Below are 21,807 nucleotides of genomic sequence, written 5' to 3' on the forward strand. Positions count from 1 at the left end.
CATAAAGTCGTTCGAGGCAAGACATACATGGCCGGCCTAATTATTTAAAAAGATTAGGTATCACTTAATAGAGAAAGGTGAAAAATAAAAAATTGGAGTGATTTAATTTGACTAAATTTACACCCTTGCAAGAAGCTCAAGCCTTCGCAGAAGCGTTTTTACTACCTATTGAGCAGTTATCTATAAAACATCCTTATAAGAGGGATAAAGGTCGATATCCACGAGTGAGAAAATTTATCCAAAACTATTTATTAAATGGTTCAAGTGAAACATTCAATTCTTCTCCAATTCAACAAGGTGTTGGACAATTAATGATGTTCTGTGCTCAGTTCGCCCAACAAAAGGCTCAAGCTGGAGAACATGATGCAGTTTACAAAGAAATTGTTAATACTGTTATTCCAAAACTTATCGATAAAGCTTTTAATTTTCCGACGAATCCAATTGATCAACTAGCAGGTTTAATTTATCTTGGGACAGCGATGCTTAAGAAATTAGATGAATCTCAGAGCGATGTTTCATTTTCTAATGTAGATACATTGTTAGATCAATACCGAGAGCATTTTGCTAATGAAGTATTAAGTTCCAGAGAATACAATATTTTAAAGTATTATCGTACTCCGTCTGCTTGGACATACGATGATTCAGAAAAATCATATCGTTTTGCTGCTGGGCCATATGAGGGGCAAATCGGATATTGGATCACTACAGCGGATTTATCAACTGATCCTCAGAATGATTACTTAGATAATCCAACTGTTCTTGATGATTCGGGAAAGGTTACTTTCGCTGGTATTCAACCAGGTACAAGCGGTAAAGATTATATTAATCATCATGCATATTTTAGTACTAAAAACGAACGATTTATTCTTAATTCCTCACTAAATGCTGTTGCTTGTTGGATGGCAGCGCATGTATATGATGTAAAGGTTAATGAGACTGGAGCTTCATTAGATCCTGCACATAACCTGAAAAATGCAATCCGAGATGTTCTTAGTTATACTCAATGGGGTTCCAATACTTCAGTGGCTAATGCTTCAAAAGGTTGTTTCCTGCAAGAGCCCTATAACAATTCATTATCTGCAAAAAGAGTACTTCCTGTTCAGGGGTTTTCTGATGTGAACCTGACAAATAATATGCTACGTGCTCGATTCGATTCTCCTGCATATAATGCTTTTTCAATAACATTCTTGCAAGTTTATGCAAGCTTAATTGAAAACCCAACAGCCTCATTATGGCACAGTCTTGTTCCGAATATAGATTCGGATTCTGGAGTTATGGTTACCCAATTAATTAATACCTACAAGGAGATTTTTGATAACTATTCAACTATTAAAAATAACTTAGTTAGTCATTCGTTTAGCCAAGCGAAATATTGGGGAATGTATATTCCTGAAAATGCCATGTTAGGTTCATCCGAGTTGATTAAAAATCCGTGGCAAATGCCTAATAAAGGCGAGGGAATCAATCAAGCTATGGTTGGATTATTTAATGTTTATCCTGGAATTACAGGACAAGGAATAGCAAGTATGGATAATAAAGTATCAAAAGCAATTAAACTTCAACTTGATGTTGGTCAAGCTTTACACGGTCAAAGTAAGTTTCCATCGCACGGTCGTTCTGGCCTTTGGGATTTGGCTCGCTTAGATATATTAGCCGATACTTCAAATACAAGTGGAACTGTTGATTCTGCTACAGACCTTACTACCACTGATAAAGAATCTCCGAACTGTGCTGGAGCTCGTCGAGCGTTCTACGCTTTAGCTATGGCATTAGCAGTTGATGGTTCTAGAGGTTTTACATTAGATTAATAGGAACTTAGGCTTCCTTCTTCCAAACTTCTATGACCTGAAGAGTGAGCCATCGACAATTATTACAATAACTAAATAGAAGAATGCAAGACCCTTGAGATTCGAGGGGTTTTGATTTTGCTTTGAAAACTACATCAAACAGCCGTATTACTGCTTTCACAAACTTCATAAGTGGCGTCAGAATTTGATACATTACCCAAATACGAAAAAGCATTCGTTATAGCTGCTGTGCAAATTAAACTTGCTGCTGATGAAAAGGCTGAAAAGGAGGCTAAACGAAGTGGTAATGGCAAGGGGAAGAGAAAACGATAAATTACCCATTATGCAAAATTGATATAGTTAAATCCCTCTAAATTCTGTATATTTGTGTATGAGGAGGGATAATAGTGAAATTTTTCTTGCGTCTTGTATCACTATTTTTATGGTTTTGGGCATTTTTTTTTACTATGATTGGAGTTTTAGTTGTCATTCAAACTAATTACCACATATTACCGATATTTATATTTATTTTTATAATAATTATTAGTATACTTATATACTTAGGAATTTACTTATGGAAAAAGCCTATGAAGTATAACAAAACTATTGATCAAGGAGAAACAGCAGCTGAGAGATTTGAAAGGGAAAGTGAAATTCCAGGTTCAAAGGCTCGTCAACAAAAACTAAATGATACTATTGAGTTGGATATTTTGAAAGGGAGCGATGTAGAGATGGTTAAAGCTTTAAATTGTCCAAATTGCGCTGCAGCATTAAACCCGAAAGAAAACCATTGTGAATACTGTGGTACATCATTATATCAGAAATAAAGCAAGTAACATATATGTGTTTATATGGCGTAGAGTATTTATTGATATTTTAAGTTAATTTCAAAATTTTTTAACCTTCATTTTACAACCTATCGAAATCTCCCAAGCCTAAACCCCGCCAAGTCAATATTTTTACGCTATAATGTAGGACGAGGTGAAGAAAATGTTTGTGAGTGAAAAACAGATTGAGATTCGATATGCGGAGACGGACCAAATGGGCGTTGTCTACCACGCAAACTACATCATTTGGATGGAGACAAGTTTAAAACGTTGATATATAAGGGCGGGTAGGGGGTCAGATGAAACTGAACCCCAAAAAGTACCCCAAATTCATAAATGAAGGTTATTTTTTTGTATATCATCCACTTGCAAATTGATTCATAGTATCAATAGATTTAATTTCATCCTTTTCAAAAGAATGTACATAGACTTTCAGTATAGTATTAGGATCATCCCCCAGTATTTTTGCTACTGTAACAAGTGTTTCACCGCGGGCAAGTAAAATAGAAGCAACGGTATGTCTTAAACCGTGAGGTGATATTCTTCGTAATCCATACTTATTACAAATCATATCGATTGCATCCTCGACATAAGTCAAACCGATTGGGCTACAACCTTGTCTGGAAATGAAAACAAAATCCTCATCATTGTGTTGCATGCTATTATTCCATTTCTTTTTAATACACCAAGCTTTATATGTTTTTAATTGGACGTATAATTCGTCATTCATACTGATTTTCCTATAACCATTTTCACTCTTCGGTGGTCCTAGTCCAGTTCTAGTACGAGCTTTATTAATCGTGATAGACTTGGTTTTAAAATCAAGGTCTTTCCAAGTTAAACCCATCATTTCACCTTTACGTATACCTGTCATTGCTAAAGTTAGAATAGATGTATATCTAGTTGTAGGATCGTTTTCTTTCACGCATGATAGAAAATGTTTTAGTTCTTCCTCTGTATAAAAGTTATCTTTATCACCGGCAGGAGCAGCACTAAAATCCATTTTCTTAAAGCGATCTTTGTACAGGATTTCTTCATCGACAGCATAAGATAAAGCAGACTTAAACACTCTAAATATTCCTTGAATGGTTGCACGTTTTAATCTATATGAAACTAACACATCAATCAATTCTCTTTGTAGAGTCATTTTAGTGAGTTTTTGTAATTTATAATGGCCGATAAGAGGTTTAATATGGTTATTATAAGACTCTTGATAATGGATATACGTGCCAGGACGCCACACGCTTTTTTTCATTTCAAACCAAATTTCCATCCATTGAGCCACGGTTAAATTTGCATTTTCGACATATCTATCATTTCCATCTAATACGTTTGCTTTTACTTCAATCAAAGCTCGCTCAGCTGCTAGTTCAGTATCAAAACCTTGTTGAGATTTTTCTTTTCGCTTTCCAAATCGATCATAGTATTTATAGCGAAAAGCAAACTTCTTTTTATTTTCTGAATCCATGTACCAGTAAATACAATCTTTTTTTGTAGTATAAAACTTTTTCCTAACCATTGTGATTTCCTCCGTTTTAGCACGAGCAGGTACATTGAAGAAAATCGTTTGCATCACTCCTTTCAAATGAATTTACTTAGAATAAGAATGTACGTTCTTTTTTTATGTATTAAAATAGCCTCTTACATTTAAGTTCAACTAGCTCTAGCGGCACGTTATGTAATGAAGCTATATCGTAAATGGTTTTCTGTTCAAAGTAATCAAACAAACTTTCGTCTGGTATTAATAGATGTGCTGCAAATGTGTTCGCTTCTATCTCTACTTTATCAACAGAGAAAAACGTATTTGTCCTCATAAAAGGGGTGTTTAGTTTGGTATGTAATATTGCATGTCCTAATTCATGAGCGCAAACAATAAGCTGTTCATCAATACTTAAGTTACTATTAATAAAGATGAAACGATTACGTTTTTCATATTGATAAAAACCTTTTATTTCTGAAGGTAATTCCCAATAAAAAATTTCTACCTTCATATATCTGGCTAATGTAAATGGATTTCTAGTATTGTATTTCTCATATAAATACTCAACCTTCTTTTTGATCCATCCCATCCGCAACCCCTCGAATCATAATTATTCTTGATCATTTTGATATTTCTTCGGTACATACTTTTTGTTGTTTTTCTTAGCAAGGCGTACACCAAACTCCATTGCTTCTAATAAAGATTCTTTCGCTTCATCACTCATCGGCTCTCCATCAAAAAGTAGGCCTGTTGCAGATGTTAAATCTTCACGTAGTTCTGCCATTCGTTTCGAAATATCTCTTTCATCTTTTTCTGTTAAAGGAGAGGTCCTTTTTTCTGTTATTTTAGGAATCATTTCTCCTTCGCCTGTTAAAAGCCATTTATAAGAAACTCCGTATAATTCAGTGAGGATAGCAAGTGTATTCATATCAGGTTCGCTAACATTATTTTCATAACCACTAAGTGTTTTGTTATTAATGTTAGTTCTATCTTTTACCTGAGTTTGTCTTAATCCTCTTTTTTGACGAGCTATTCTTAATCGATCCCCTAAAGTTCTCATTACAACACCACCTTTTTTCTTTAAGTTTAAGAACATTTAAACATAATCTCAAAAATAAAGAATATTTTTCTTAAAAACTTAGAATTTTTATTGACTTCTTAGAAATTAAGAAATATAGTTAACCTAACAAGTTCTTAGATATTAAGAAAAAGAGGTGATTCTTATGAAAGTACATGAAAGAATTCGTCGGTATATAGAAAGCAATGGTTTAAAAATGAATTATATTGCTGATAGATCATCTATTGAATTAAAGAGGTTTTATCGCGTTATTAATGGTGATTCTATTTTATCGGCGGATGAGTATGAAAAAATTTGTATAGGTTTAAACGTCGAGCTAGATTTTTTTAAAGATAAATTCTTATTTTCTAAGAATAAATCAGCTTAATAAAACCCAAAAGGAGGTTTCTTTATGGATCATTTAGTAATTATTCAAAATCGTCAAACAGTAACATCATCAACACAGGTAGCAGATTCATTCGAAAAGCGTCATGACAATGTTTTGCGTGATATTGAAAGCTTTAAAAAAGATGTCCTCAATTTTGAGGAGATGTTTTTCGAAGCTGATACACCAGATAGTTATGGACGACCTCGAAGAACTTATCTCATGAATCGAGATGGCTTCACTTTATTAGCAATGGGCTTCACAGGTAAGAAAGCAATCCTGTTCAAGTTGCAATACATTCAAGCTTTCAATCAGATGGAACAGAAGCTGTTTGAACAGAATCGACCATCTTATGAAATTTCTGATCCGGTTTCTCGTGCGGAGAAATGGATTGAGGAAGAAAAACAACGACTAATGTTGGCTGCGAAGGTAGAAGAACAAAAACCGAAAGTTCTTTTCGCAGAAGCAATCCAAGCAAGTAAAACCACAATTCTTATTGGCGAGTATGCAAAAATCTTAAAGCAAAATGGTATAGACATCGGACAAAAGCGACTTTTCGAATGGCTTAGAGATAATGGCTATTTAATTAAACGAAAAGGTTCTGACTATAACACACCCACTCAAAAGAGCATGGAGTTAAATTTATTTGAAATAAAAGAAACACCAATTTATCACTCTAGCGGTGAAATCAGCATTTCAAGAACTTCAAAAATTACAGGTAAAGGCCAAGCCTATTTCATTAATAAGTTTTTGACCAAGGTGGTTGCTATATGATTCAAGAGGTAATCAAAGATGATGTAACTCTTTTCTGGGATATTGATGACATCATTCGGGAGACGCGATATAAAAAAACATTTCTTGAAGCTAATCTGTTATGTGATCCAAGAATTAAAAGGTTTGAAAGAAAGCCAAAACCACGAAGTAAAAGAATCTGGCTGGCTGAGCCAACAAAAGAAACTATTAAAAATATCATTATGAACGAATGGAATTAAAAATAAAAAAGCACGAGCAGGTGCAATTAAACAGGAGAGGCCAGGGCAAATGGCCTCGTCAAACTACCAATCTAGTAAGAGGTAGGGGCAAATCTACCTCTTATCACTATATTAAGTTAACTTGGAAGAAATTTGTATTCCACAATGGAATTTATTCTAATACAGAATATTTAGAGGGGCGATGAACGAAATGTTTGATGCAATAGAACATGGAAAGATGCTAAAAATCTTTCGTAAGAAAGCGAAAATGACGCAAGAGGATATAGCCGAAGAGTTAAATGTTACACAATCATGTGTTAGTAAATATGAAAGTGGTCGAAAGACTTTAGATTTATCAACTTTTTTAAGGTGGATTAATGTAACAGGTTCGGAAATACCAGCTGCAGCAATGCTGTTCGGAATGGATACAGTGAACGCTGTAACTCAGTTAATGCCTATGGTTCCGATGTTTATAGGAGGTGTGTTCAATTGGATATTGTAGAAAAATTAAAGCTGAAAATAGCAATGTTAGAGGCTTGTAATGAGGATTTATTAGTAGCGATTGGATTGCATAACAAACGTGGTGATTACCAGTTGTCTGCAGAGTGTATGCAAAAAATTAAGCGAACATCACACGAAATTGATCGATTGAAAGCGCATCTACAAGATCAACAAAACTTTCAGTGGGTAATCAATGATTTAACAAATAGAGGTTTGCTGGGAGAGGCGATGAAGAAATATGCGCATCAAAATTAGAGCATGGAAGCATATGACGCTGAAACAGAAGTTAATATATGTACATTTCTTTTGTGACAAGAAAGTATTAGCCAAGTTAAATGGCAATAAAAAAGCTGCTTAATCATTGGAGTGATTAAACAGCAGTGCGGTAATAGTCTACCCACATTATAACACAAAATCAGACGTTTGCGAGTCGAAAACTCGCTTCCGTCAAGCAGCTTGTAAATGGTTGGTTAGCCGTTTCCTCTAAGGAATTTACAAGTTGCTTGATGGGAAAGCCATCAGAAAGAAGGTGAGAACATGAATATTGCACAGTTTAAAAACAAGATGCCAGAGGCTCGAATTGAAACAGAAGATTTTGAAGAACGTTTCAGCGAATATGACATCATTAGTCAATTCAACGGAATCATTCTTACACTAGTTGCTGTTGAAAATAACATCCGTTATACATCCTATGTAACAGCATCCTACGCAGAATTTTTACGCAAACAGAAGGAGGCAATAGCGTGAATTTATTAATAGAAAATCCAATGGTGTTAGGTACTATCGAGCCAGTAAATCAAGTTCCAACATTTCGATATATCGAAGAAGATTTTCGGGATGTTTATGGTTCTCTAATCGTTAGCAACGACAATTATATGAAATTCCCAAATGGTGATGTAGTTCATTTTGACAACATTCACACGTATTTAGAAACGTATTTCGGTGCAGCATTTTGTACAAAAAAATAAACCACTACTCGCAATAGTGGCTTACAAAACAATATATTAGCGCTCATTATAGCGCACTACAGGAGGAATTTCAATGAACAACCTTACTGAACAGTTCAACACCCCTCAAATGGGACAACCTCAATTTCAAGGTGGAGCTCTAGCACAAGCTAGTGCTTCACGCGAGATGGAAGAAGTAAAAGGGCAAATTTTCATGGCGAAACAATTTCCACGAAACGTATTTCAAGCTGAACAGAGAGTGTTGGATACCTGTAAACGTCCAGCGTTAGCTCAAACAGCAATGTACAGTTATCCGAAAGGTGGCACAAAGGTAACTGGTCCATCTATTAGATTAGCAGAGGCAATTGCTCAGAACTGGGGCAACTTATCATACGGTATTCAAGAGTTAGAGCAACGGAATGGTGAATCGGTAGCTAAAGCCTTTTGTTGGGACCTTGAAACGAACGTACGCCAAGAAAAAGTATTTACAGTAAAACATGCAATCGGTACAAAAAAGGGTTTAAAACAATTAACTGATCCACGTGATATATACGAGAAAGTAGCAAACGATGGAGCTCGTCGATTACGTTCTTGCATCCTTGGCGTCATTCCGGGCGACATAGTTGATAAAGCAGTTTTACAGTGTACGGAAACACTAGCTGGAAATAGTAAAGGTCCTTTAAAAGACCGGATTGCAAGCATGTTAAAAGGTTTTAAAGACCATTATCGTGTTACCCAAGAAATGGTTGAAACAAAGTTCGGTTACAACGCTGATTCTTTCAGTGAGTATGACTATGTTGAGCTTCTCAACATTGCCAACAGCTTAAAAGATAGCATGTCAAAAGTTGAGGATTGGTTCCCAAAAGATGATGCGAAAAACCAATCTAGCGGCTTAGGTGAAGCATATAAAGACGAGCAAAAAGCAGAGGTGAAACAAGATGCGCCAAGCGACATTTCAATTGAACAGCCAGAATTACCACTCGAATGAGGCAAACCAACATTACATGTCAGTGTCACAGTTTAAAAGTGCTATGGAATGCGAGGCTAAAGCATTTGCAGAGGTAAGGGGAGAGTTTTCTCGTCCCCCCTCTACAGCATTACTTGTTGGCTCTTACTTACATGCTGCCTTTGAAAGTAATGAGGCATTTCGTGAATTTCTAGAGCGAAATCACAGCACCATCTATAACAGTCGTGGAAACAAATATAAGGATTACGAGAAAGCTGATGACATGATTGAAACGATTAAAAATGACGAGTTTTGTATGTTCGCTTTACAAGGTGAAAAAGAAGTCATCTACACAGGTGAATTATTCGGTGTTGAGTGGAAAATCAAAGTCGATAACATCAATCATGAACGCGGATTTTTCAGTGATATAAAGAGTACACAGGAGCTTAGAAAGCGTTACTGGAGCGAGAAATATAGCACTTGGGTTTCGTTTGTACAAGCCTTCGATTATGTGCTGCAAATGTGGGTGTATCGTGAAATCATTTATCAAAATACAGGTCATTACTATGATCCATACATTGTGGCAGTAACGAAAGAACCACCGCCAGATAAAGCAGTTTTACACTTCGATACAGGGCGTTTTGACTTCGAAAAGGAATATGTTCAAACGATGTTACCAAGCATCATAGAAGCGAAGTTAGGACATAAAAAGCCACATCGTTGTGATAAGTGTGAATACTGCCGGGCTTCAAAGAAGTTAGAAGGAACCTATGAAATTGAATATCTACTAGATTAGGTGGTGCATTTGAATGAATAACGTACCGTCAAAAGTGTTATTGCCTGCTTGGATATTCCAACAGGCGAAGGATAACGATGAAATAAGGCGTCTGGTGCTCGATTACATGCGTAGATACCCAAACTATAGGGTGACGAAGGTTAGTGGTAGTTTCGCTGTTTGCGAGAGGAAGCAAGGGCTTTTATAGGAGGGTAACAGTGAATCTATATAGACAAGACCAAAAATTAAATTTAAGAGTTCAATATTATAAAGGCATTCCACTTCAAGTTATTCAAAGGGCTTACAAACATACAAAAGCAAAAAGATTTACGTTAAATGGTACAAATCAGAACGTTTGGATACCAAACAAGCATCTTGAAGTTGATGGGACTTTGAAGGTTGGCGAGAACATTGACTATATATTCAGACGTTCCTATAACCAATTGAAGTTATCGGGAGTAGCGTGGGATCCAAGGGATGGAATGTACTATCTAATGGCTAAATAGGCAGAAGGGCAACAGGCAAGATGATTTTTATTCCGTAAAAGAGACTAAATTTGAGGAGGAGTATTCATGGTAAATGACGTTTTTGAAGCAGGTCTAAGAAGTGAAGTAGTAGAGGTGGATTTCCAAGCAAAATTAGAAAAACATCTTAGTAAAAACGAGGAGATTTGTAAGGACTGTCATGGTCTAGGTATGAAGATAGACAATAATATTTTTGGAATAAAAGGCTATAAGCACTCAAAGGGCATGACGTTTCCTTTTAACAATCAATCGTTATCTTATTGTCGGTCTTGCTATAACGGTATAAGAAAACGTTGTGAACACTGTAATGAGCTCATTGCGAAAGGATGGACAGTGTGTAATTGCGAAACTGTTCGAAAACAAAAGGATGAACAACAAGTAAGAGAAGCTAAAGAACGATGGAGCAAGATTCCAAAAATCTCATTAGAAAACGCTCTTGCAAATACAGGAATGTTATACGTTGAAGATTTTGATGAGTATGTTTCATCTAATGCCTTCGAAGATTGGATTGAATATCAAAGAGATGAAGATGGAAATTTTGATCCAAAAAATTTGAGAATCTACGTTACTCGATGTGAAAGTATTTATCTTTCTGCAGCAGAGATTGTGGAAAACGCACTAGAAGAACTACATGAGGATGCAGAAGTATCTAATCAAGCAATGGAACAGCTACAAACCTTCTTGGATCAATGGTGCAAGGAAAATGGTGGAGGAACACAGACGTACTATGCAGATTGTGATACAGGTGTAATTTATAGCGAATAATTCCATATTTAAAAATTTGAATATTGCGACATAAGGAGAGGCGAGGGCAAATGGGCATCATCCGAGTGGCTAAGAACAACAACTATGTAGTGATGAATCGAACTGCATTAAACGACAACCGGCTATCTTGGAAAGCTAAAGGCATAATGGCATACATGCTTTCAATGCCGGATGATTGGGTGTTTTACTTGGACGAATTAATGACACACTCAACTGATGGTAAAGCGTCATTTAGAGCTGGTTTCAATGAGTTAAAGACATGTGGCTACATCGAACGAAAACCTATTCGTGAAGGGCAAAGAATTAAAGAATGGGAAACGGTTGTTCATGAAGTACCTATAAATTCTCTACTTACCGATTTTCAAGAAGTAGAAAAGCAAGAAATAGAAAACCAAGAAGTAGGTTTTCAAGAAGTAGAAAATCGAACACTACTAAGTATTGATAATAACCAAGTATTGAATAAACCAAATACTGATAATAACCAAGTACTGACTACAGACATGCAGCAAGCTCAAAGGCTATATGAATTCTTTGTCAGTCGTCTGCAAAAGTTCCCTAGTGATAAGTTACGAGATGACATTGACTACTATCTAGCAACTTACCATGATGCTGATCTAATTATCGAAGCATTTGAACGAGCGCTTATAAATGGCCGAGTAACAAATAAAGAAAAATACGCTAATGGCACATTACGTAACTGGAAACATGAAGGAACAACATCTATCGAACTATTAGCTAAAAAGGAGGCGCAGCAACTTGCAAGCAATCAGCACAACGCTACAAAAGGACAACGTACTACACAAAGTGAACTCGGGGTTGATGTGGGCTTCTAGTAAATGTGAAAAGCATGATATTCAACTGATGATTGTGAATGGCGAAGAATCGTGTCCTAGATGCTTTTGTGAAAAAGAAAACGCTGCATTCGAAGCTGAATTTAAAGCTGAACTTCAACAACAGCAAGCACAGGTTAAGTTTAATACACTCTCAAATAAAAGTTTGGTGCAGGACAAAACGTTACTAGACGCAACATTTGATAGCTATATTGCTGAGTCAACTGAGGAACAAGCGAACAAACAACAAGCATTACGATACGTTGAACGATACCAACAAGGGCACCGTTTCAATCTTTGGTTTAACGGCAAGCCAGGGGTAGGAAAAAGTCATCTGTCTATGAGTATCTTAAAGGCGCTCAATAGCTTACATGATTCATGTTTATATATCGACATCGATGAAATGCTAAGAAAGATAAGAGCTAGTTTTAATGATAAAGAATCTCCATTTACAGAACAGTATTTTATCGATTTGCTAACGGACGTTGATTTCTTGGTGCTGGACGATTTAGGGGCAGAAACAGGAAATATAGATACGAGTAAACAAGCAACGGATTTCACTAGCAAAATATTACGAGCTGTTGTAAATGGCCGACAGGATAAATCAACAATTGTTACTACGAATCTATCGAGTAAAGCGCTAATGAATATGTATGATCCAAAGTTAATTAGCCGCATGATGAAGAATTTAGAAACGATTATTTTTATTAAAACAACGGACAAGCGTATTAAAAATATTGGATTTTAGAGGGGCGCGTAGCCCCTTGATTGGAGGGTGAAGGGAATGGCAGAAGTTTATATGCAAATTGAAATGGAAAGATTCATTGAGTTGAAACGAGCTGAAGAAGAAAATATTAAGCTTCGTGAAGCCAATGAAAAATTAACAGCAGATTTATTTCAACGAATTGATTATAACGGTCAAATAGCTAAACAGAACGCGGATCTTATGAGTGAAAATAGAAGGTTACGTGAAGCGCTCGAGTTTTATGCAAAAAACTCTAACTACTTAATTGAGTGGAGCGACAAATGTGACGAATACATGCCGTCAGTCGCTGACAATGATGGTGGGGAAATCGCACGTCAAGCACTAGGTGGTGAAGCAAATTGAATCCAATATTCTTAGGCTTTGAAGTTACACCGTATGCAGTCATCATTTGGCGTGATGGGGATGGGGCTAAGTCAAAAACAATATGCTTCGATGAACTTGAATTACAAGTAGCTTTGGCAATGCATGATAATCCTAAGGGCTTTTATCACCAGTATGAGCCAAAGGTTTACTATCCAGCGCAGAGAAAGGAAATGATTGCATGATTAGAGAGATTAAGATAATTCAAATCCTTGACGACATTCGTTCACAAACGCTTGTAGGTAACACTTACAAGTTGTTATCAATTGATTCATGCGAAATGGCTACAACAAAATGCGGCAGACACTTTTTTGAAGGTGAATATGAAATTATTGAAGGTGATTTAAATTGATTAACCGAGTCGTATTAGTTGGAGGTGAAAAATATGCCAGCACCGAAAGCAAAACAAACATTTTACACAATACGCATTGGAGAAAACTTTCATGATGTTACTGGTAGAAAACGAACGCCTCAAGGTTATGTAGTACTTTGTATAAAATCACATCCACATAGCGACAAAGTGAATGGTTATATTTTTGAACATCGAGTTGTTGTGGAAATGCAGTTAGGAAGATATTTAATTCCAGGTGAAGTTGTACATCATGTAAATGAAATAAAACACGACAATCGTATAGGTAACTTAGATTTAATGCAACACGCTGAACACACTGTAATGCATCATACAGGTGCTAAAAGAAGTAATGAGACTAAAAATAAAATGTCGAAATGGGCTAAAGAACGATTAAAGGATAAAAGTAATCATCCTTCCTATAAACATATCGAAAAAGATGAACTTTTAAGCTTGGTAAAACAATTTGGACCTACTGAAGCAGCAAAAAAATTAGGTGTTGCAAGAAAGACTATTTATAACAAATTAAAGGAGTTTGATATTAGTTGATAAATCGAGTTGTATTGGTCGGAAGGCTAGTAGCTGATCCAGAGTTACGGTATACACCGAACGGAATTGCCTCATGTAAGTTCCGAGTGGCTGTCAATCGACCATTTAAAAATGAAGGTGAACAACAGGCAGACTTTATCTCATGTGTAGCTTGGAGAAAACAAGCTGAGAATCTAGCAAACTTCATGAAGAAAGCTAGCTTAATTGGTTTGGAAGGGCGAATCCAAACGGGCAGCTATGAGGGGCAGGATGGAAAGCGTGTTTTTACAACAGATGTAGTAGCCGATAGCATCCAATTCTTAGAGCCAAGACACAGCACAGGAAGCGCTCAGAACACGCCAAACTATCAATCTAGTACAAATACAGGTGGAACGAATCAAAACCCACCACAGGGCAATTATGGCAGTAATAATAACCAGTCAAGTTATACAAGTGTGGATGAAGATCCATTTGCTAATACAAAGGCGCCGATTGAGGTATCGGAAGATGATCTTCCGTTCTAAATTAGGTTGAAAAGGGATTGCGGAGAATCTAAAGGACCCGTTTTACCTTATAACATATTATTTTTATCTGAAAACTAGGAGGAATTATTATGCAAAATCAAATGATTAATTTAGACAACTTCGCTGGGGGAGCAGTAACAGAAAAATTAAATGCAGAGTTACAAAAAGTTCTCGCTAACATTGCTGATCCAAATACAGACCACAAGAAAGCTCGTAAAGTCAGCATGACAATGACTTTGAAAGCAAATGAAAGCCGTGGTTTAGCAACAGTTACTGTGGATGTGAAATCAACACTTGCGCCAAGCAAAGGCGTGGAAACACAAATGATGATCGATTTTGATAGCAAGGGAAATGTCGTGGGTGCTGAATTAAAATCAGGTATTCCTGGTCAAACGTATTTCGACGGAGAAGGTATTAAAACCGACACAGGCGAGTCAGTTGAAATGATTGAAAATGCACAGTCTTCTAAAGTTGTGCAGTTCAAATAAATCAATACAAAAATAAAAAATCAAAAGAAAAGAGGAAAAGAATATGTTAAAAAATGCAATGGAGTACTTAGTAGGATTAGCTCGCCCAACAGTTATCGAGGTAGAAGGACAAAATTTTTCAACAGTTGACTTAACGCGTGTTAAAGAACAGGCAAATGTTAGCGAACTTCAAGTTAATACACTTACAGGACTAGTCGACTATATTAAATCTCAATTCGATGGCGAAAAACAATTAATGATTCAAGTTAAATCACCCACAGATGTACAACTATTTGATGCACTCGATAGCACAAACGACCGTCGGACTTATATTCAAGCAAAAGCACTACTTCCGAATATTACATTCGAGCGATTTGTTGATCGTGAAGAGTTCCAAATTATGATGCAAGCAAATTTTGTAGATAACAATGACAAACAAATTGTTTTAGATATCATCAGCAATATTGTCGAAGATGGTAGTGCTGAAATTAAAGATAATGGTATGGCTCAACAGGTAACCGTGAAAAAAGGAGTTGCCTCTGTAGGGTATGAAACAATTCCTGGACGTGTCGCATTAAAGCCGTTCCGAACATTTGCTGAAGTTACTCAACCAGAGAGTGAATTTATATTAAGACTACGAGAAGGCTCAAGAGTTGCTTTATTTGAAGCTGATGGTGGTGCGTGGGAACTAAACGCTATCCATTCAATCAAAGAGCACCTGACAACTGAATTAGATGAACAAATTGCAGCTAAAAAACTATTTATCATCGGTTAATTAAAGCGAGGGTGCTTCGGCACCTTTTCCTTTAATAACATGGAGGGCAAACATGAGTAAAGCAAAATACGGTAACAAAAAAGTTGTACACGACGAAATCACTTTCGATTCAGCTATGGAAGCAAAGTATTACGATTACTTGAAACACCAACAAGTACAAGGCGTTGTGACAGCCTTTGAATTACAGCCAAGGTTCGTATTGTTGCCAAAGTTCGAAAAGAACGGAAAGAAATATCGCGAGATTGGATACAATGCGGATTTTACTGTTCATTATGCAGATGGCCATACAGAGGTAGTTGATATTAAGGGAATGGTTACACAGCAATTTGAATTGAGGAAGAAGTTATTTGAATATCGTTATCCGCATGAATTAAAGCTTCTAACGTATTCAAAGATTGATGGTGGTTGGATAACTCATGATGAACTAAAAAAGGCTAGGAAAGCACGTAAAGATATAAAAGAGAAGCAATTAATGGGTAGGTGAGATTGAATGGGGCGAAAAGTAAAAGGAAGATACATTTTATTCTCACAGCCAGAACACGAAATGTTGCAGCTGGATTTCACACATGAACAGATCGAAAAATTCATTGGTATGTGGGAAGCTGATTTCTCTATTAATTTGATTTATCGCAAGTTGAATATTCATAAGGTTAGCGCGGCTCTTATAGCAATTGATTTGGAGTTGCTAGGTGTAATCAAACCAAGGAAACATGGATTAATTGGCAAAAGGTTAGATGGTGATTATGATGATTGGTTTGAGGAGTTTAAAAAGAAAAAAGAGCTAGTGCTATGTATTAATTGAAAGAAAATGTTCAGTAGGGAGGTGGGGGATTGAGCAAAAAGAAACCCCACCAAGATGGCGAGGTCAAAATTCAAGGCTTTATTCAATAAGGATTAGCTTATTGCTTTACCCATTCCCAAACACCACTAGTTACTTCCTTAAATATTGCAGTTGTAGGAATAATCTTATTTCCTGCTTGGTCAGTAATAGTATCTTTTAAGGTGAATGTTTGCCCTGGTGTTGCACTGTTCAAGTAAACTTTTAGTTCGTATTTAACTAAATCGTAATATAAAGTATTCATAGAGGATGAATATGGTGTTATTTGAAGAGATAAAGTGGTAACGTCTCTAATTGCAGTACCATTCAAATAAGGTTGTTCACCAATAGCAAATATAAAAATATTTTGATCTACATGGATAACATCTACTATAGGTGCTGTTGCGCTATTCTCGTCTTATACCTTCTCTATATCTATCTCGGCTTTATAACGAGCCTTCACCGTGCAGGCGACTTTCATCGCACACGGCGATCCGTCAGCGTTAGATCTTTAAAATTTATTATTTCCCCGCAGTTAATTATATATCTAACTAAGTAATGTCAATACTGACGAATGTTAATGATATTGTTAATAAAATAAAAATAACGCTAAGCTTATGCTTGCGTTTAGTGTGTTACTGAACAATTTGAGGAAAGAAACTATAAAAGGGTCACCAGATTGGGAGGCAACCCTTAGATTGGAAAATTAATATCTAGTATTTCAAGAAAGTAGCGCCGACAATAATTAGAAGAATAAATAGAACAACGATTAGGGCAAATTGAGAACCATTACCATAACCGCCGCCAGAATAGCCGCCGTTTTCAATGCCACCAACATTTCCACCATAGTATCCCATAAAACCACCTCCTTTCTACAATCTATAATATGTTAGCTGTAGAGAAAGCGTGGGGTGTTAAACCATTCAGCTATAGGCATATAAAAAAATATATTTTTGTGAGATTTGAAAATAAAGAAGGGCCACCTGGGATAGGAGTGACCCTTAGTAAAAAGTTTCGGAGGTGTAAGGCTAAATAGCTTTACCTTACTATTAATATGTTTTGATAGCTATGTTTGTATAGTTCATAGCCTTTAAAAAAGATATAAAAAAAGCTATTACGGAGAGGTCGTCATAGCCCAAGTAAAGTGTGTGATAGTGACAGATTTATTTTTTCCAAGTTGTATTGAATTTTATACATTAGCAATAAAAAAGGATCACTTCAATTAAGGAAGTGATCAACCGGAAGTACCAATTTCTAAAGGATTAGTTAGAGTGATATATCTCTCAAGCAAATTACAGGACACTTTATTTTATGTATTAAAAAGTGAATAGTTTAGGCGGTAGGATATTGTTTAAAAAAAGAGGGTTGCTATGGAGGTTCGTTTGGGAACGACAAAATAAAACCCCAGTTTTATACTGGGGAGTCGGTTTGTCAGGTAAATAAATATTATTTTTCTGGATAATCTACGTGTAATGGTGGTGGAACTAACCATCCTTTAGTTTTATTAAGACGCAGTAGTTTAGCGCCGATTAGAGCTTTTGCTGCATGGAATTGACCATACATTAAAGCAATATCTTCTCGAGTTGATGTACCCATTGCCTGACTACATGCAACTAATCCAGCAGCAAGGTCAACTGATAGTGCAGCACTGATTTCGGGATCACTAAATTTCGCTCCTGGTGGGATATCTTCCATTCTTGCTACAGGTCTTTCGGGTGGAGCAGGAGGTAAACCAATACCATTCTTTTTTAGTATTTTTTCTAATTGTTTTACTTCGTCCCTACAAAGTTCGATTATATCTTCAATAATTTTTTTTAGATCTTCGTCACCTGCATGATTATAGAACGTTTGATAGCCAGCAATCATTCCGTAGTCTGTCATTAAACCTGTCCAAACATTAAATACTTCACCATAATGCAATGGTTCATCTTTTGGATTTCCGCTAAGTATTCCCATACTACACTTCCTTTTCTGTTTTTATTGCCATTTTTCAAACAAGGATAGTATGGTTGAAATTAAAAAATTTATTTATAAAAAAATAGGGTTATAGATCAATTTGAGGAAAATGAGTAACAAAAAAAACCGAAAGATATTGTTCAGTAAGCAAGTGAGAACACGGGTTATCAATTACCTGATACGAATGAATAAATCTCAAAAGAAAAAAGGAGCAAATCCTTCGTTAAAGGAAACTTACTCCTAACTATCTTTACCGATTATTTTATCTTTAAACAATTGGACTTAACAACTTAAGGATAATAGAAGCATTTACGTTTATTTGCGTACCTCCAGCTAAAGTTTGCAGGGTTACAGCTGCTGCTGAAGAGTGATTCCTAAGTGTAAGAATGCCACCTGATGTTATAGAAATTAATGCCTGACCAGTGTTTTGTTGAGTGCCAGCTCCTGAACCATATACTGCTTGGGAAACAGGTGCACCATTTAAAAATAGTGTGAATTGGTTAGGTTCCACACCTGAAACGATGAAAGTAACTTCGTAGACTCCTGGTGTGGTAACAAAAATTTGAGAGGTTCCAGGTACATGCGTAATTCCAGGTGTAACTAAGCCTGTTGAATCGAAAAGAATATCAGCCTCTATAGCTACAACTCCTGCACTTAGATTGTAAATATATCCATATTCACATAAACCGCTACAGGGTGAAGGGGGTGTTACCGGAGTGATACCAGTCATTCCACAGAGCTCCACAGCAGTAAAAGGTCTTGTTTGTTGTCCACATAAACAGGAATGTTTATTACAGTTACTACAATTATCCATATTTTCACCTCCATTTGCAGTAGTTTATTCGTGTAAAAAATGGAGTTAAGGGCAATAGGCGCTGTATTTAATTTATAAACATAAATTTATTCCACATTTTGCATAGTCAGTAAATAGAGATAAGAAAAAGCCGCAACGTTGTCACACGCTACAGCTTTTCTATAACAATATGTAGATAACTGCAATGACTGAAATTGGCTTCTCAATCATCAAAAAGTTAGAAGAATTCATAGCAGTTACAATTCATTATTAACAAACTTGATTAATTTTATACAAAACGTGGGCAAAATCGAAATAATAGGTGGTGATAGAAAATCAATATCATTGGATTCGTTGTATTTATTGGGGTTCTTTCTATTATTTGTGCGACTTTATGCTTTATGTTATTTAAATTATTTGATCGAACTAAAAAAGAAAGTAAGAAATAATTAATCAATCAATCATGTTAGAAATCACAATGGTTCAAGATTATAAAATTTAAGGGTCACTGGACCAGAGTGACCCTAAGCCAAATCTGGAGATGTCAAACTAATAAACTAGCTTAATACTACTATTTATATGATTCGATAACTATATTTGTATAGTTCATAGCCTTTGGAAACATAAAAAACTATAGCGTCGTCACACGCTACAGCTCGAATTGGTACATGCCCTATTAAGACAATCTGGTAAAAGTAGTATAACACAACTTAGGAGGGCAAACCTAATGGGCAAACAAGGGCAAATTAAAGTAACGAAAGAGAATTTACTTCAGTGGATTGAAAATTATCGATGGATGGTTGAAACGATTGAGGAAGCAAGACAACCAGTAGCAAAGGTTGATAACCATAGTTACATCGGGGCTAAAACAGCTATGTATGGTATTGAGTCAACGTTACCAAAAGCTAGTGGTGGTACAAGTGATCCAGTGTTTGCAGAAGTACAACGCCGAGTTTACGCACTTAATTTTCGCATTAAGGAATATGAGCAAAAGATTGCAGAGGTGCAGAACCGCATTCCGTTTGTAGAAGGGGATAGAGAGGTTGAAGTCCTTCATAGATTGCTAGATGGGGATAGTATGCGTACTATTGGTAAGCATATGAGATTATCTAGCACAACAATTTTTAGAGTAAGAAATAATATTTTGAGTCAGATGATGAAGTAGCCAATGAGCTACTTCTTTTTAATAAAATATGTTTAACAATCGGGCCATAAGAAAAACACGTTCCTGCTAGAAAATAAATGGTATACTCATCATAAAATACTTTAAAAAGAGAGGATATACAATGGTTGCAAAGACTAAAGAGGATTTTAATGGATTAAAAGTAATTGGTAAAATATGCGGTGCGATTCGAGATGAAATAGTCAATAGTACGAAACCTGGAATTACCACAAAAGACCTCGATGAAATTGCGAGAGAGATGTTTGAAAAAGCAGGAGCTCAATCTGCCCCAAAAAGTGAATACAATTTTCCAGGATATATATGCATTAGCATAAATGAAGAAGTAGCGCACGGAATTCCAGGGGAACGGACAATTCAAGAGGGGGACATTGTAAATATTGATGTTTCAGGTTCAAAAAACGGGTATTTCGCAGATACTGGAATTTCCTTTGTAGTAGGGGAAGGAGAAACAACTTTACATAAAATATGTGACGTTGCTAAAGAAGCATTCGATGCCGGACTTAAGAAGGCAAAGCCAGGTTCAAAAAAAAGTGCGCTCGGAAAAGCTGCACACAATGTAGCAAAACAGCATGGATTAACAGTCATAAAAAATCTTACTGGACATGGTATAGGACGTTCGATTCATGAAGAACCAAAACACATTTTCAATTACTTCACTCACTGGGATGATGAAATTTTAAAAGATGGTATGGTAATTGCCTTTGAGCCTATGATTTCTACATTTGAAGAGGAAGTTATCATATCCGAAGATGGATGGACCTGCCTAACCGATGAAAGTTTTGTGGCTCAATACGAACATACGATTATCCTTACCAAGGAAGGACCAATTATTACTACATTGTAAGAGCACTAATATCACAATAGGGCGCGATAGTGGAACAAAAGGAACAGATGTAACAAAAAGAACAAATGTAAAACATGTACAATAGTTTGTGATTGAAAATATGTATTGTAAACTCGGAGGTAGGTTCGGTGCGGTAAAGGTTTCCTCCTTTGGTATTTATAAAATCCTAAATATTAGGGAAAGACAGACCGACGACCGACCTGCGCCTCATGAACTTGTTCGAGGCACGACATACATGGCCGGCCTATATATTCAAAAAGATTAGGTATCTTAATTAATATAAAGGGCTAAAAACGGAATAAGGAGTGGTTATTATGTGAACTTCGTCCACTTTCCATTTTAATCAGTCAAACTTACTAAACGTGCACGGAAATGCACGAACACAATTCACTTTCAATAATAACGTGGAGAAGAAGCTCTACCACGGTTCTAAAAGTGAGCTAACTCGACAGTTTTACCACAATAACTAAATAGACGAATGCAAGACCCCTTGAGCGGATTCGAGGGGTTTTTCTTTTGCTTTGAAAACTGCATCAAACAGCCAAAACGCTTTGTGTCGAGAGGGTAGAGTTTGGTGTGGTTTTGAGAGCAAAACGTAGAAAGTTGTTCCAATGAATTTCTTTTAATCGTATTATTATAAATGGGTGATT

35 protein-coding genes are annotated in these 21,807 nt (G+C 36.2%); 28 read left to right on the forward strand and 7 right to left on the reverse strand.

What is annotated here, in order from left to right; genetic code table 11:
• Nucleotides 1-107 precede the first annotated feature (107 nt).
• The 4 genes from ACIQXW_RS06185 (at nt 108) to ACIQXW_RS06200 (ending at nt 2,888) form a co-directional block, all read left to right on the forward strand.
• Entirely contained in the window at nt 108-1,808 is a 1,701-nt protein-coding gene (locus tag ACIQXW_RS06185; RefSeq protein WP_402760468.1) for a hypothetical protein, read from the forward strand.
• 171 nt (nt 1,809-1,979) lie between these two features.
• On the forward strand, nt 1,980-2,120 hold the full coding sequence (locus tag ACIQXW_RS06190) for a hypothetical protein (protein WP_402760470.1): 141 nt from the start codon (nt 1,980-1,982) through the stop codon (nt 2,118-2,120).
• Nucleotides 2,121-2,194: 74 nt separating this feature from the next.
• Entirely contained in the window at nt 2,195-2,614 is a 420-nt protein-coding gene (locus ACIQXW_RS06195; RefSeq protein WP_402760471.1) for a hypothetical protein, read from the forward strand.
• 163 nt (nt 2,615-2,777) lie between these two features.
• A complete protein-coding gene (locus ACIQXW_RS06200; RefSeq protein ID WP_402762518.1) occupies nt 2,778-2,888 on the forward strand; it encodes an acyl-CoA thioesterase in 111 nt (36 codons plus the stop codon).
• A gap of 84 nt (nt 2,889-2,972) precedes the next feature.
• Here ACIQXW_RS06200 and ACIQXW_RS06205 read toward each other — a convergent pair whose 3' ends face one another.
• The 3 genes from ACIQXW_RS06205 to ACIQXW_RS06215 are packed head-to-tail and all read right to left on the reverse strand — an operon-like array spanning nt 2,973 to nt 5,154.
• A complete protein-coding gene (locus ACIQXW_RS06205; protein ID WP_402760473.1) occupies nt 2,973-4,187 on the reverse strand; it encodes a tyrosine-type recombinase/integrase in 1,215 nt (404 codons plus the stop codon).
• A 55-nt stretch (nt 4,188-4,242) separates the two neighbouring features.
• Nucleotides 4,243-4,683: an ImmA/IrrE family metallo-endopeptidase gene (locus ACIQXW_RS06210; protein ID WP_402760475.1), complete on the reverse strand. Its 441-nt coding sequence runs from the start codon at nt 4,681-4,683 to the stop codon at nt 4,243-4,245.
• Between the two features lie 21 nt (nt 4,684-4,704).
• Entirely contained in the window at nt 4,705-5,154 is a 450-nt protein-coding gene (locus ACIQXW_RS06215) for a helix-turn-helix domain-containing protein (RefSeq protein WP_402760477.1), read from the reverse strand.
• 163 nt (nt 5,155-5,317) lie between these two features.
• Between ACIQXW_RS06215 and ACIQXW_RS06220 the strand changes: the two genes are divergently transcribed.
• The 22 genes from ACIQXW_RS06220 to ACIQXW_RS06325 all read left to right on the forward strand — a co-directional run bounded on the left by ACIQXW_RS06220 (nt 5,318) and on the right by ACIQXW_RS06325 (nt 16,366).
• Nucleotides 5,318-5,539 (forward strand): helix-turn-helix domain-containing protein, encoded by a 222-nt coding sequence (locus ACIQXW_RS06220; RefSeq protein ID WP_402760479.1) that lies wholly within the window; start codon nt 5,318-5,320, stop codon nt 5,537-5,539.
• A gap of 24 nt (nt 5,540-5,563) precedes the next feature.
• Nucleotides 5,564-6,310, forward strand: a complete 747-nt coding sequence (locus ACIQXW_RS06225; RefSeq protein ID WP_402760481.1) for a phage antirepressor KilAC domain-containing protein — start codon at nt 5,564-5,566, stop codon at nt 6,308-6,310.
• Nucleotides 6,307-6,528 carry a hypothetical protein gene (locus ACIQXW_RS06230; RefSeq protein WP_402760482.1) on the forward strand — a complete coding sequence of 74 codons (222 nt, stop codon included), beginning with the start codon at nt 6,307-6,309 and terminating at the stop codon, nt 6,526-6,528. Before ACIQXW_RS06225 ends, ACIQXW_RS06230 begins: the two co-directional genes overlap by 4 nt.
• 181 nt (nt 6,529-6,709) lie before the next feature.
• Nucleotides 6,710-7,009 (forward strand): helix-turn-helix domain-containing protein, encoded by a 300-nt coding sequence (locus ACIQXW_RS06235; protein WP_337981371.1) that lies wholly within the window; start codon nt 6,710-6,712, stop codon nt 7,007-7,009.
• A complete protein-coding gene (locus ACIQXW_RS06240) occupies nt 6,997-7,263 on the forward strand; it encodes a hypothetical protein (RefSeq protein ID WP_402760485.1) in 267 nt (88 codons plus the stop codon). Before ACIQXW_RS06235 ends, ACIQXW_RS06240 begins: the two co-directional genes overlap by 13 nt.
• A 282-nt stretch (nt 7,264-7,545) precedes the next feature.
• Nucleotides 7,546-7,755: a hypothetical protein gene (locus ACIQXW_RS06245; RefSeq protein WP_402760487.1), complete on the forward strand. Its 210-nt coding sequence runs from the start codon at nt 7,546-7,548 to the stop codon at nt 7,753-7,755.
• On the forward strand, nt 7,752-7,976 hold the full coding sequence (locus ACIQXW_RS06250) for a YqaI family protein (RefSeq protein WP_402760489.1): 225 nt from the start codon (nt 7,752-7,754) through the stop codon (nt 7,974-7,976). Before ACIQXW_RS06245 ends, ACIQXW_RS06250 begins: the two co-directional genes overlap by 4 nt.
• A gap of 73 nt (nt 7,977-8,049) precedes the next feature.
• Nucleotides 8,050-8,943: a hypothetical protein gene (locus tag ACIQXW_RS06255; protein WP_402760491.1), complete on the forward strand. Its 894-nt coding sequence runs from the start codon at nt 8,050-8,052 to the stop codon at nt 8,941-8,943.
• A gap of 16 nt (nt 8,944-8,959) precedes the next feature.
• Nucleotides 8,960-9,697 (forward strand): PD-(D/E)XK nuclease-like domain-containing protein, encoded by a 738-nt coding sequence (locus ACIQXW_RS06260; protein WP_402760493.1) that lies wholly within the window; start codon nt 8,960-8,962, stop codon nt 9,695-9,697.
• Nucleotides 9,698-9,710: 13 nt separating this feature from the next.
• The gene (locus tag ACIQXW_RS06265) at nt 9,711-9,884 is read left to right on the forward strand and encodes a hypothetical protein (RefSeq protein WP_402760495.1); all 174 of its coding nucleotides are present in this window, start codon (nt 9,711-9,713) and stop codon (nt 9,882-9,884) included.
• Nucleotides 9,885-9,894: 10 nt separating this feature from the next.
• The gene (locus tag ACIQXW_RS06270) at nt 9,895-10,182 is read left to right on the forward strand and encodes a hypothetical protein (RefSeq protein WP_402760497.1); all 288 of its coding nucleotides are present in this window, start codon (nt 9,895-9,897) and stop codon (nt 10,180-10,182) included.
• 66 nt (nt 10,183-10,248) lie between these two features.
• Nucleotides 10,249-10,965: a hypothetical protein gene (locus ACIQXW_RS06275; protein WP_402760499.1), complete on the forward strand. Its 717-nt coding sequence runs from the start codon at nt 10,249-10,251 to the stop codon at nt 10,963-10,965.
• Between the two features lie 50 nt (nt 10,966-11,015).
• The gene (locus ACIQXW_RS06280) at nt 11,016-11,798 is read left to right on the forward strand and encodes a DnaD domain protein (RefSeq protein WP_402760501.1); all 783 of its coding nucleotides are present in this window, start codon (nt 11,016-11,018) and stop codon (nt 11,796-11,798) included.
• Nucleotides 11,722-12,543: a DnaA ATPase domain-containing protein gene (locus tag ACIQXW_RS06285; protein WP_402760503.1), complete on the forward strand. Its 822-nt coding sequence runs from the start codon at nt 11,722-11,724 to the stop codon at nt 12,541-12,543. The genes ACIQXW_RS06280 and ACIQXW_RS06285 overlap by 77 nt, the downstream gene beginning before the upstream one ends.
• A gap of 36 nt (nt 12,544-12,579) precedes the next feature.
• Nucleotides 12,580-12,903, forward strand: a complete 324-nt coding sequence (locus ACIQXW_RS06290; RefSeq protein ID WP_402760505.1) for a hypothetical protein — start codon at nt 12,580-12,582, stop codon at nt 12,901-12,903.
• A complete protein-coding gene (locus ACIQXW_RS06295) occupies nt 12,900-13,106 on the forward strand; it encodes a hypothetical protein (RefSeq protein WP_402760507.1) in 207 nt (68 codons plus the stop codon). Before ACIQXW_RS06290 ends, ACIQXW_RS06295 begins: the two co-directional genes overlap by 4 nt.
• Nucleotides 13,107-13,306: 200 nt before the next feature.
• Nucleotides 13,307-13,819, forward strand: coding sequence for an HNH endonuclease (locus tag ACIQXW_RS06300; RefSeq protein WP_337981358.1), 513 nt, complete (start codon nt 13,307-13,309; stop codon nt 13,817-13,819).
• Nucleotides 13,816-14,322, forward strand: coding sequence for a single-stranded DNA-binding protein (ssb, locus tag ACIQXW_RS06305; protein ID WP_402760509.1), 507 nt, complete (start codon nt 13,816-13,818; stop codon nt 14,320-14,322). Before ACIQXW_RS06300 ends, ssb begins: the two co-directional genes overlap by 4 nt.
• An 89-nt stretch (nt 14,323-14,411) precedes the next feature.
• Entirely contained in the window at nt 14,412-14,810 is a 399-nt protein-coding gene (locus tag ACIQXW_RS06310; RefSeq protein WP_402760511.1) for a replication terminator protein, read from the forward strand.
• Between the two features lie 43 nt (nt 14,811-14,853).
• Nucleotides 14,854-15,564 carry a hypothetical protein gene (locus ACIQXW_RS06315; protein ID WP_402760513.1) on the forward strand — a complete coding sequence of 237 codons (711 nt, stop codon included), beginning with the start codon at nt 14,854-14,856 and terminating at the stop codon, nt 15,562-15,564.
• Between the two features lie 52 nt (nt 15,565-15,616).
• Nucleotides 15,617-16,048, forward strand: coding sequence for a DUF1064 domain-containing protein (locus ACIQXW_RS06320; protein WP_402760515.1), 432 nt, complete (start codon nt 15,617-15,619; stop codon nt 16,046-16,048).
• A 6-nt stretch (nt 16,049-16,054) separates the two neighbouring features.
• Nucleotides 16,055-16,366: a hypothetical protein gene (locus tag ACIQXW_RS06325; protein WP_402760517.1), complete on the forward strand. Its 312-nt coding sequence runs from the start codon at nt 16,055-16,057 to the stop codon at nt 16,364-16,366.
• A gap of 97 nt (nt 16,367-16,463) precedes the next feature.
• Here the strand turns inward: ACIQXW_RS06325 and ACIQXW_RS06330 are convergent, their stop codons facing one another.
• The 4 genes from ACIQXW_RS06330 to ACIQXW_RS06345 form a co-directional block, all read right to left on the reverse strand.
• Entirely contained in the window at nt 16,464-16,712 is a 249-nt protein-coding gene (locus tag ACIQXW_RS06330; RefSeq protein WP_402760519.1) for a hypothetical protein, read from the reverse strand.
• Nucleotides 16,713-17,094: 382 nt separating this feature from the next.
• Entirely contained in the window at nt 17,095-17,238 is a 144-nt protein-coding gene (locus ACIQXW_RS06335; RefSeq protein ID WP_401012140.1) for a YjcZ family sporulation protein, read from the reverse strand.
• A 589-nt stretch (nt 17,239-17,827) separates the two neighbouring features.
• Nucleotides 17,828-18,337 (reverse strand): DUF3231 family protein, encoded by a 510-nt coding sequence (locus ACIQXW_RS06340; RefSeq protein ID WP_402760521.1) that lies wholly within the window; start codon nt 18,335-18,337, stop codon nt 17,828-17,830.
• 268 nt (nt 18,338-18,605) lie between these two features.
• Complete coding sequence (locus tag ACIQXW_RS06345; protein WP_402760522.1) at nt 18,606-19,151, reverse strand: collagen-like protein; 546 nt, start codon at nt 19,149-19,151, stop codon at nt 18,606-18,608.
• A 706-nt stretch (nt 19,152-19,857) separates the two neighbouring features.
• Here ACIQXW_RS06345 and ACIQXW_RS06350 point away from each other — a divergent pair.
• Nucleotides 19,858-20,295, forward strand: a complete 438-nt coding sequence (locus tag ACIQXW_RS06350; RefSeq protein ID WP_402760524.1) for a hypothetical protein — start codon at nt 19,858-19,860, stop codon at nt 20,293-20,295.
• Between the two features lie 121 nt (nt 20,296-20,416).
• On the forward strand, nt 20,417-21,157 hold the full coding sequence (gene map, locus ACIQXW_RS06355; RefSeq protein ID WP_402760526.1) for a type I methionyl aminopeptidase: 741 nt from the start codon (nt 20,417-20,419) through the stop codon (nt 21,155-21,157).
• The last annotated feature ends 650 nt before the right edge of the window (nt 21,158-21,807 follow it).

Origin of the sequence: Lysinibacillus sp. NPDC097162 (genome assembly GCF_044762185.1) — a bacterium.
GTDB lineage: Bacteria > Bacillota > Bacilli > Bacillales_A > Planococcaceae > Lysinibacillus.

What these genes read in the sequence shown, in the direction of transcription:
- ACIQXW_RS06200 (WP_402762518.1), top strand. Translation starts at nt 2,778, where the DNA reads ATGTTTGTGAGTGAAAAACAGATTGAGATTCGATATGCGGAGACGGAC.
- ACIQXW_RS06205 (WP_402760473.1), bottom strand. Translation starts at nt 4,187, where the DNA reads ATGCAAACGATTTTCTTCAATGTACCTGCTCGTGCTAAAACGGAGGAA.
- ACIQXW_RS06210 (WP_402760475.1), bottom strand. Translation starts at nt 4,683, where the DNA reads ATGGGATGGATCAAAAAGAAGGTTGAGTATTTATATGAGAAATACAAT.
- ACIQXW_RS06215 (WP_402760477.1), bottom strand. Translation starts at nt 5,154, where the DNA reads ATGAGAACTTTAGGGGATCGATTAAGAATAGCTCGTCAAAAAAGAGGA.
- ACIQXW_RS06220 (WP_402760479.1), top strand. Translation starts at nt 5,318, where the DNA reads ATGAAAGTACATGAAAGAATTCGTCGGTATATAGAAAGCAATGGTTTA.
- ACIQXW_RS06225 (WP_402760481.1), top strand. Translation starts at nt 5,564, where the DNA reads ATGGATCATTTAGTAATTATTCAAAATCGTCAAACAGTAACATCATCA.
- ACIQXW_RS06230 (WP_402760482.1), top strand. Translation starts at nt 6,307, where the DNA reads ATGATTCAAGAGGTAATCAAAGATGATGTAACTCTTTTCTGGGATATT.
- ACIQXW_RS06235 (WP_337981371.1), top strand. Translation starts at nt 6,710, where the DNA reads ATGAACGAAATGTTTGATGCAATAGAACATGGAAAGATGCTAAAAATC.
- ACIQXW_RS06245 (WP_402760487.1), top strand. Translation starts at nt 7,546, where the DNA reads ATGAATATTGCACAGTTTAAAAACAAGATGCCAGAGGCTCGAATTGAA.
- ACIQXW_RS06255 (WP_402760491.1), top strand. Translation starts at nt 8,050, where the DNA reads ATGAACAACCTTACTGAACAGTTCAACACCCCTCAAATGGGACAACCT.
- ACIQXW_RS06260 (WP_402760493.1), top strand. Translation starts at nt 8,960, where the DNA reads ATGTCAGTGTCACAGTTTAAAAGTGCTATGGAATGCGAGGCTAAAGCA.
- ACIQXW_RS06265 (WP_402760495.1), top strand. Translation starts at nt 9,711, where the DNA reads ATGAATAACGTACCGTCAAAAGTGTTATTGCCTGCTTGGATATTCCAA.
- ACIQXW_RS06275 (WP_402760499.1), top strand. Translation starts at nt 10,249, where the DNA reads ATGGTAAATGACGTTTTTGAAGCAGGTCTAAGAAGTGAAGTAGTAGAG.
- ACIQXW_RS06280 (WP_402760501.1), top strand. Translation starts at nt 11,016, where the DNA reads ATGGGCATCATCCGAGTGGCTAAGAACAACAACTATGTAGTGATGAAT.
- ACIQXW_RS06290 (WP_402760505.1), top strand. Translation starts at nt 12,580, where the DNA reads ATGGCAGAAGTTTATATGCAAATTGAAATGGAAAGATTCATTGAGTTG.
- ACIQXW_RS06300 (WP_337981358.1), top strand. Translation starts at nt 13,307, where the DNA reads ATGCCAGCACCGAAAGCAAAACAAACATTTTACACAATACGCATTGGA.
- ACIQXW_RS06310 (WP_402760511.1), top strand. Translation starts at nt 14,412, where the DNA reads ATGCAAAATCAAATGATTAATTTAGACAACTTCGCTGGGGGAGCAGTA.
- ACIQXW_RS06315 (WP_402760513.1), top strand. Translation starts at nt 14,854, where the DNA reads ATGTTAAAAAATGCAATGGAGTACTTAGTAGGATTAGCTCGCCCAACA.
- ACIQXW_RS06320 (WP_402760515.1), top strand. Translation starts at nt 15,617, where the DNA reads ATGAGTAAAGCAAAATACGGTAACAAAAAAGTTGTACACGACGAAATC.
- ACIQXW_RS06325 (WP_402760517.1), top strand. Translation starts at nt 16,055, where the DNA reads ATGGGGCGAAAAGTAAAAGGAAGATACATTTTATTCTCACAGCCAGAA.
- ACIQXW_RS06335 (WP_401012140.1), bottom strand. Translation starts at nt 17,238, where the DNA reads ATGGGATACTATGGTGGAAATGTTGGTGGCATTGAAAACGGCGGCTAT.
- ACIQXW_RS06340 (WP_402760521.1), bottom strand. Translation starts at nt 18,337, where the DNA reads ATGGGAATACTTAGCGGAAATCCAAAAGATGAACCATTGCATTATGGT.
- ACIQXW_RS06345 (WP_402760522.1), bottom strand. Translation starts at nt 19,151, where the DNA reads ATGGATAATTGTAGTAACTGTAATAAACATTCCTGTTTATGTGGACAA.
- ACIQXW_RS06350 (WP_402760524.1), top strand. Translation starts at nt 19,858, where the DNA reads ATGGGCAAACAAGGGCAAATTAAAGTAACGAAAGAGAATTTACTTCAG.
- map (WP_402760526.1), top strand. Translation starts at nt 20,417, where the DNA reads ATGGTTGCAAAGACTAAAGAGGATTTTAATGGATTAAAAGTAATTGGT.